Genomic DNA, 9,414 nt, shown 5'->3' on the forward strand with positions numbered 1-9,414 from the left:
TTTGAGGACAAAACCAGTAACCAATATAAACCAATAGAACGATGCAATCATTTGTAAAACACGTGCTGCTTATTGTCTGTTTTTATTTTTTTACCGCTACGACATATGCGGCAGAATTTCCCAATTTTGTTTTTATTATAGCCGATGACATTGGCTGGAATGATATTGGATGCTACGGAAATAGAGTGGTGAAAACGCCTCATATCGATCGATTGTCAGCGGAAGGAATGCAGTTTAACAATGCATTTTTAACGGCGAGTTCGTGCAGCCCAAGCAGGTGCAGCATTATTTCAGGGAAATATCCGCATTCGAACGGAGCGGCCGAGTTGCATACGCCGCTTCCCGAAAGCGAGATTCCCTTTCCTTTGCTGCTAAAACAAAATGGCTATTATACGGCCCACGCCGGAAAGTGGCATTTGGGCAATTTTACACATCGTGCCTTCGACCGATACACGGATAACAACGGCTACAACAATGGAGACGGCGGTGAAGCCAATTGGGTAAGGTTTCTCAGGGAAAGGCCGAAAGACAAGCCTTTTTTCTTTTGGTTGGCTTCGCTCGATGCACACCGGCCGTGGGGAGCCGATACTTTTCATATAACTTTTGATCCGCGCGAAGTGGAAGTGCCGATGTATTATGCTGACACCGAAGAAACCCGGCAGGATATTGCTTCTTATTACAACGAAATAGCCCGGTTCGACTATTACGTGGGAAAAGTGAGAGAAGAATTGGAACGGCAGGGCGTGTTGGAAAATACGGTAATTATTGTGATGTCGGATAACGGGAGCCCTTTCCCTCGATGTAAAACCAGGGTTTACGACAGTGGCATGAAAACACCTTTTGTGGTTTATGGGCCTAAAAAAATCAGAACAGGCGCGCAAAAAACAGAGAGTTTGATTAGTGCCGTAGACATTGCGCCCACGATTCTGGAGCTTGCCGGGGTAAACGCGCCCGACAGTTATCAGGGGACTAGTTTCAGTGCAGTGTTAAACGATCCTGAAAAAGAAATCCGAAGTGAAGTATTTTCTGAACATAACTGGCACGATTACGAAGCCCACGAGCGGATGGTGAGAACGCAAAAATATTTGTACGTATTGAACGCTCGTCCTGCGTTGGCAAATGGCGGTCCGGCTGATTCTAAAAAATCGCCCACTCAGCATGCTTTGAATATTGTGCGGGATGAGGAACGCTTAACGCCTGCGCAGGCCGATGTTTTTGTGACTCCGCGCCCGGCAGAAGAATTGTTTGATGTGGAGAAAGATCCTTTGCAACTGTTGAACCTGGCTTCGCTTCCCGATTATCAGGAGGTGTTAAGCGAAATGAGAGCTTTGCTGAATAACTGGAGAAAAGAGACAGGAGATACTACCCCGGAACATCTTACTCCCGACTGGTATGATCGCGAAACAGGTGGTCCGCTCAAAGTAAAGCGCGTGAGGGGAACCATGCCCGGCCAGAAAGAATGACTGCCTGAGAAATGTTTAGATAATAAAACCATCATGATTACGGGGAATCACCAAAAGAAATGAAAGTTAAGATGGATACTTCTATTCGGGATTTGTTTTTATTTATTAATGCAGAATATCCAACATAGAATTCCCCGTATTCAATTTTCCGGATTTTGTTGGATATTTTACATTCAAAATTGAGAATTGGATATTTTTTAAAATTGACTTTCAGAAAAAAGAAACAGCTATCGTTATGAAACAAATTACAGATAAATGTACAAGAGGCATTGTGGGGGTAATGACATTCGTCTTATTAGCTGGATTTTTGTCCTCGTGCCAGCATAAAGCAGAAACCTCTGGAGAGTTACCAAACATTTTAATGATCACTTCGGAAGATAACAGCGCGTATTTTCTGGGCTGTTACGGCAACGAGATGGCTACCACTCCCAATCTGGACAAACTCGCTTCGGAAGGTTTTTTGTACTCACACGCCTTTGCCAATTGCCCGGTTTGTGCGCCGGCGCGAAATACGATACTTACCGGGGTTTATGCGGCATCGAACGGAAACGAGCAAATGCGGAGTAAATATGCGAAATCAGAGATTGTAAAAACCTATCCTGAGTATTTACGCGAAGCAGGCTACTACTGTACCAACAATGTTAAAACCGATTACAACTACGGTGGCGATTGGAATGCAATCTGGGACGACTGCAGCCGGAAAGCTACGTATAGAAACCGTGCGCCGGGGCAACCGTTTTTTGCAGTTTTCAGCAATACCACAACGCACGAAAGTATGATTCATAAACAAATTCCGGCAGATGAACTGAAGCACGACCCGGGCAAAGTTGAGATCGCACCTTATCATCCCGATCTGCCCGAAATACGACACGACTGGGCGCAGTATTACGACCGTAACCAACAGATGGATGCTGAAATTGGTGACATTCTGAAAGAATTGGAGGAAAGCGGGGAAGCTGAGAATACCATTGTAATTTATTACGGCGACCATGGCGGGGTGTTGGCGCGCAGCAAGCGCTATGTTTATGAAACCGGAACCCGGGTGCCGTTCATTATCCGTATTCCCGAAAAGTTCAGGCATCTTTTCCCGGCCGAAAAACCGGGCGATAAAGTTGGGCGGATTGTTAGTTTTGTTGACTTGGTGCCCACTTTTTTAAGCATTGCCGGTATTTCGATTCCGGATCACATGCAGGGCAACGCTTTTTTGGGTGAACAAAAAACAAAGGCTCCCGAGTATGCTTTTATGACCCGTCAGCGTATGGATGAAAGGTTCGACATGGTGCGTGCCGTTCGGGATGAGAAATACCGCTACATCCGAAATTACATGCCCTTCAGGATTTCGATGCAACACATCGATTACTTGTTTAAAGCACCGTCGGCACAGGCTTGGGAAGACGCTTTTAAAGACGGAAAAACCAACGAAGTGCAAAGCCGTTACTTCCTGGAGAAACCTTTGGAAGAACTTTACGATACGGAAAATGATCCATGGGAGATTAACAACCTGGCCGATGATCCGGCTTATGCCAATGTGCTGAGCCGGATGCGTGAAGCTGAAACCCGCTGGATGAGTGAAGTGCGCGATGTGGCGCTGGTACCTGAAACTGAATACGACGATTTTGCCGGTGATGGCTCGATGTATGATTACATGCGTTCCGAAGCCTGTCCTTTTGATGCGTTGCTTGATGCAGCACAAGCTGCTACTTCTGCTGACGCCAATATGGATGTTTTTGTTAACAATCTGCAAAGTAACAATGCCGCCATCCGCTATTGGGGAGCCGTTGGTTTGCTGATTCACCGTGAAAAAGTTACGCCAGGATGGGAGGAAGCGATCCGGAAAGCAGCAAAAGATGAGTCGGGCGCAGTAGCAACACTGGCAGCGGAATTACTTTTCAGAATGGGAGAAGAAAAACCGGCCCTGGAAACTTACAACCGAATACTGACAGATACGCTTGTCTTTCATCGAACCGACCGAAACTTTGCCTTAAACAGCGTTGATGCCATTGGAGCAAGAACGCCAGAGTTGGAGCAAAATGTACTGGATATGTACGAACGGCGAAAACACATTTTGCAGGGAAACGAGCGTTACAAAGGCTACGATGCCTTGATGGCGAAAGCCTTGCTTATTCAATGGGGATTGATCGAATAACCCGGTTTTACAAGAGTTAAAGGATTTTCCAAATTTTGGGATTGATTGGTTTTTGAGCTTTGCTGTTGCTGTTTTGTAATTGATGCCTTAGTTGGGGGCTGAAAAAGCAACCGGGTTCAGATTCGCAGCTTTTTTCATATCTATTAATTTCCTTTATCTTACGTTGGTAGTACGTTGTTAAACTTTAACATAAAAACGCACATTTGATTTACCTTTTGTTTTACACATATTAATGGAACTACCTTGTAACCCATTTGAACAAACTGCAAGGCGAGTATGCTGAAAATCGTATAGAGTAAGCAATGAATAAAAAAAATCAACAGTGAAAACTGTTAAATTTTTTTATTGGGCGCTATCTTCTTGTTTATTGTCAATTCTTTTGCGCAAACTACTTTTAGAGTAAGAGGTGGCTTAAACCTGGCCGATGTCTCGATGAAAATTTCAGGTATTGGTATTGATGTAACAACTATGAAACCCGGGTTTCATATTGGAGCAATCATGGATCACTCTTTAACAGACATCTTTGCTTTTGAGACAGGATCAATGCTTGAGACCAAAGGGGCCAAAATCAAAGACAGTGCAATTGGCGGCGTAAGCGGTGAAGCGGTTACCAATATTTTTTACCTCGATGTCCCAGTAAACTTGAAGGCTTCTTATGATTTCGGAGGTATTGGTGTTTACGGTTTATTTGGCCCGTATGTAGGTGTGCATTAAGCTCGAAAGATAAATATACCGGAGAGTTTAAGAATGTTTCAGGAATGAGTGAGTATGATAATAAAACTGGGAATAGCGGCGATGATGACCTGAAAAGGATGGATTTTGGATTGATGATGGGAGCAGGAGTTGAAATAGACAAATTTCAATTTGGAGTTGGATACGACTTGGGTTTGGCGAATATTGACCCCGCAGGTGACAGCGATAATTTTGCTAAAAACAGGGTCCTCAAAATTTCTGTAGGACTGATGTTTGGCAAGTAGAAGTACTTTATTCGTGCCTCAGCCGAAAGGGTAAAAAAGGAAATGTGAGAAAAGGCCACAAGAAAATATTTGTGGCTTTTTTTATAAATCAGATATTAGAAATAGCCTGTCGTCATTGGGGGGTCTTTTTATTCCCTAAAAAGCTTCAATAATCTTTATTCGGTGGTTATAATTCCAGCTTGATTAGAGCACAAATAAGTACAATGGCCCCAATTATAGCTATTGAAATAATGCAGGCTACAAACATGAAAAATAACAGTAGATTCTTCCTATTGATTTCTGCATTTTCAAATGACCAAATCCAAAATCTAATTGTTGATCCTCCCTTGCTAAACTCTCTACTTAATGTCGAACATGTATATTATGTCAATCAAATGACGATTATGCACTGAATGAACAAACAGTCTTCTTATAACAGTATGAATTTATTTTTTAACAGAAAACGTGTCTTTGAAGAATATCCGAAGGTGTTTTTACTTTTTCTTCCCGGGAGTTTTGTCCCAAAATGAAACTATATCTTCATGGACGCAAAAACAAAAACAACTCAGCTATACTGAATTAAAGCAATCGGCACAACAATTGCTTTAATCCAAGCAAACATATTTTTTATTATAAAATATTGAATATGTAAGCGACGCGAATCAATCTAAAATTTGGATTTTATCTTATTAAGTCATGATTTGCATTAGCAATATTTGATTCTGAAATTTAACGTTAGATAAAAAATAAGGGGTTATTTACATCTTTCCGAAAATTTCATATCAACAAAAGTTTATAAATAATTACGGCTAATGACTGATCATTCATTCGGTTGAATGGGGGATTGAGCGCCGATTAAATTACTATGTGGTTTTGTAAATATTAACTCAACAAATGATATGAAAACAACTTTACCCAAGCAAAATTATTTTCTCTTAAATTTTAAATCTTATCTCTTTACTAAAACAGCAATGTTCACCACGCTTGTTCTTTTGCTTAACTTATTATTAGTTAATCAGGGAACTGCACAAGAAGAGGGGTTTGTTCGATACTCAAGTAAAGAGGAATCGACAAAGTCAGCAACAATAATGTCTTTACCGACCCTAAAATCGGCAGCAGTAGGTTCCTCTATTGAAGTCGCAGATAATGCTACTTACAATGCTTATACAAAAGCAGAGCTAGTTGAAAACATTTTAATTTCAGGATGTCTGCAGGTAAGCAATGTCAAATTTGGCTATTATAATTCGTATGGAAACTGGCGCGACCACGATTGGGGATATGCTTCCAATGCAGGTAATCGACAATTAGGCTATTTCAACAAAGGGGCTTCTGATTTTCCTTTATCTGAAGGATTGATTCTGTCGACAGGAACAATCAATGCAGCAGAAGGGCCAAATGACATGCCGGATGAGACAGATGATATGGAAGGCTATTCTCGTTTCAGAGATCCCGATTTGGAAGCAATAAGCGGAGGAGGTTCCCATGATGCCGCCGTTTTAATATTTGATTTTGTTGCAGTAGGTAGCAATCTTGAGTTCAGCTACATATTTGCTTCGGAAGAATACCGTGAATGGACATGTTCACAGTTCAATGATGCTTTTGGATTCTTTTTGAGTGGACCTGGCATATCAGGATCAGTAAATTTAGCAAAACTTTCGGGCGGAACTGAAGTAACAATAGAAAATATACATAGTGCTTTTACCAGTACTGATGCGTCTTATTATTCTTCAGATAAAAGAGGTTCTTATCCTTGTCCCGCCCAAAATGAGAGTTATTATATTGATAATGGAAGTGGTAAAAGTTATACTAGTAATTCTCCTACCACTCAATTTGATGGGATGACTACCGTATTGAAAGCTGTTTATGAAGGACTACAACCGGGGCAGACCTATCAAATTAAACTTGCAATTGCGGATATTAGTGACGCAAAGTGGGACGCGGGGGTTTTTCTGGAAGCTAAAAGTTTTTCCACGACAAACGTAAATATAAACCAACCTGCTCCTGTTTGTTTCCCTAATACAATAGATTTAACAGCACCTGCGATTACTGTCGGAAGCTCACCTGGTTTAACATATAGCTATTGGCAGGATGAACTTGCAACAATTCCATATAGTTCTCCTGAAACAGCGCCAGCTGGTACATATTACATTAAAGGGTTCGATACTTCTTCTGGATGTTCGGATATACAACCAGTAACGGTTGTCGTACATAATGTTGTTATTACCGAATTAAACAATTATCACAATGACTTAATTTGCATTGGAGGCACTGATGGTTCTTTTAAGGTAGAGGCAAGTGGTGGGACCCCTCCATATAGCTACAGTCTAGATAACGTAAACTTTTCTAACACTTCTGGTATTTTTGAAGGGCTTGCTGCAGGGGTATACAATGTATATGCAAGAGATGCAATCAATTGCGAAGCAACTATCCCGTTGGAAGTCGAAATAACGGAGCCAACCACGAGCAGTTGTCGTATTTCGAAAGAGAATTGTCCTCCTTCTGATTTAACAGAGGTTTGTTTTGATGGAGAAGGAGAAACTCCTGTTTATTGGACCCCTCCAAGGCTTTCATACAATTGTTGTGCAAGTGGGGGAACGGACGGGTCTTCTTTCGACGTACAATTTAATATTCCGGAAAGTCAGAATTCCTGCTGGGTTTATAACAAAACACAACGAATAGGAAGTAACAATATGCGTTTGTGGCAATCGGCAACGACTCCCGATCCGGCATTGTACCACGGAACTAGTAGCGATGTATTTTTTGTTGCACCATTTCAGTACTTTGATAACTCGGTTGATATCGCAGTCAATCTTCAATTGCTAAATTCATCAACAGCTAAAACTATCGGATGGAATTTAGTAGTTTTAAAAGCTAATTCAAGTGGTACGGCATATACAATAGCGAAGACTTATTCCGATTCAAAATTATTAGGTTCAGGGGATAGCAGTAATCCTTCAGAAACCCCTTGGACAATAACAATTTCAGCCAACGACCTACCACAAGGAAGTGGGGTATACAAATTAAAGTTTGAATTTACAGGACCTGGAAGCAATAAAATTGAAGTTGATTATATTCATTACGATGCAATTTTATCTGATCTTAGTGGATGTTCAGAAGGAATTAACTTTGTTGTTACTGCAAATTACAATCCAGGAGATGAATTCCCAATTGGAACAACTCAAGTTATTTATACAGGAACTCTCACACAACCTGGTGGTTTCACATTGTCTGACAACTGTACATTCGATGTAGTCGTAAACGATTCTCCAGTCCCAACAGGAGATTCAATACAAAACTTTTGCTCAATTGACATCCCGACAATTTCGGATCTAACCGTTTTGGGAAATAACATCCAATGGTACGCAGATGCTACTGGTGGTCTTCCTCTGAACACTACTACCTCACTAATTGATGGAGAAGATTATTATGCTACACAAACTATTGCTGGTTGTGAAAGCCTTGCACGCTTTAAAGTTACTGTAGAAGTTAATGATCCTGCAAAACCGACAGGAGAGACTACCCAAAAGTTTTGTACTGGAGGTAATTCAACGATAGCCAATTTACAAGTAATAGGAGATAACGTTATTTGGTATGCGCATGAATCTGACAGAACTCCATTGGCAGAAACAGAACCACTAGTAAATGGCGCTAGTTATTATGCGACACAAACTGTCAACGGATGTGAGAGCGACGAAAGATTTATTGTAACAGTAGTTATCGAAGAATGTTGTACCGAAACGGTTACTGCATCAGCTACTGACAACTCAGTATGTGAAGGTGGAGACATTGAGCTTTTGGCCTCCACTGTTTCAGGCGCCAATTCATATTCTTGGAGTGGGCCCGCAAGTTTTTCTTCTATTGAGCAGAACCCGACTATAAGTAATGCTATTCCAAGCTACAGTGGAGACTATATTGTGGAAGTCAGCTATGGAAACAATTGTGTGGCGAAAGATACTTTAACAATTACTGTAACTCCGGAACCGTCCCCAATCGTTACCAACGAAACAATCTGTGAAGACGAAACTTACACCTGGACTGTGGACGGAGTGGAATACCCTGGAACCGACGGAGACACAACCGTTCATTACGAAGGTGCAAACTGCGCACCCGATACAATCCTGAACATTACGGTAAATGACGAACCACAGCCAATCGTTACCAACGAAACAATCTGTGAAGACGAAACCTACACCTGGACTGTAGACGGAGTGGAATACCCTGGAACCGACGGAGACACAACCGTTCATTACGAAGGGGCAAACTGTGCACCCGATACAATCCTGAACATTACCGTAAATGACGAACCACAGCCAATCGTTGCCAACGAAACAATCTGTGAAGACGAAACCTACACCTGGACTGTGGACGGAGTGGAATACCTTGGAACCGACGGAGACACAACCGTTCATTACGAAGGTGCAAACTGCGCACCCGATACAATCCTGAACATTACGGTAAATGACGAACCACAGCCAATCGTTACCAACGAAACAATCTGTGAAGACGAAACTTACACCTGGACTGTCGACGGAGTGGAATACCTCGGAACCGACGGAGACACAACCGTTCATTACGAAGGGGCAAACTGCGCACCCGATACAATCCTGAACATTACAGTAAATGACGAACCACAGCCAATCGTTACCAACGAAACAATCTGTGAAGACGAAACTTACACCTGGACTGTGGACGGAGTGGAATACCTTGGAACCGACGGAGACACAACCGTTCATTACGAAGGGGCAAACTGCGCACCCGATACAATCCTGAACATTACGGTAAATGACGAACCACAGCCAATCGTTACCAACGAAACAATCTGTGAAGACGAAACTTACACCTGGACTGT

5 protein-coding genes are annotated in these 9,414 nt (G+C 42.0%); all 5 read left to right on the forward strand.

The window, feature by feature from the left end; all coding sequences use genetic code 11:
* Positions 1 to 41 precede the first annotated feature (41 nt).
* Positions 42 to 1,463 carry a sulfatase family protein gene (locus tag D1614_RS16710; protein WP_119439106.1) on the forward strand — a complete coding sequence of 474 codons (1,422 nt, stop codon included), beginning with the start codon at positions 42 to 44 and terminating at the stop codon, positions 1,461 to 1,463.
* Positions 1,464 to 1,698: 235 nt separating this feature from the next.
* Entirely contained in the window at positions 1,699 to 3,609 is a 1,911-nt protein-coding gene (locus tag D1614_RS16720) for a sulfatase family protein (protein ID WP_206610056.1), read from the forward strand.
* A gap of 345 nt (positions 3,610 to 3,954) precedes the next feature.
* Positions 3,955 to 4,323, forward strand: a complete 369-nt coding sequence (locus D1614_RS26380; protein WP_162304541.1) for an outer membrane beta-barrel protein — start codon at positions 3,955 to 3,957, stop codon at positions 4,321 to 4,323.
* A 44-nt stretch (positions 4,324 to 4,367) separates the two neighbouring features.
* Positions 4,368 to 4,586 carry a porin family protein gene (locus tag D1614_RS26385; protein WP_119439109.1) on the forward strand — a complete coding sequence of 73 codons (219 nt, stop codon included), beginning with the start codon at positions 4,368 to 4,370 and terminating at the stop codon, positions 4,584 to 4,586.
* A gap of 1,067 nt (positions 4,587 to 5,653) precedes the next feature.
* Positions 5,654 to 9,414 (forward strand): choice-of-anchor L domain-containing protein (locus tag D1614_RS16740; protein ID WP_194086712.1); only part of this gene is annotated, 3,761 nt, incomplete at its 3' end.

It is taken from the genome of Maribellus luteus (genome assembly GCF_003576475.1).
Lineage (GTDB): Bacteria > Bacteroidota > Bacteroidia > Bacteroidales > Prolixibacteraceae > Draconibacterium > Draconibacterium luteum.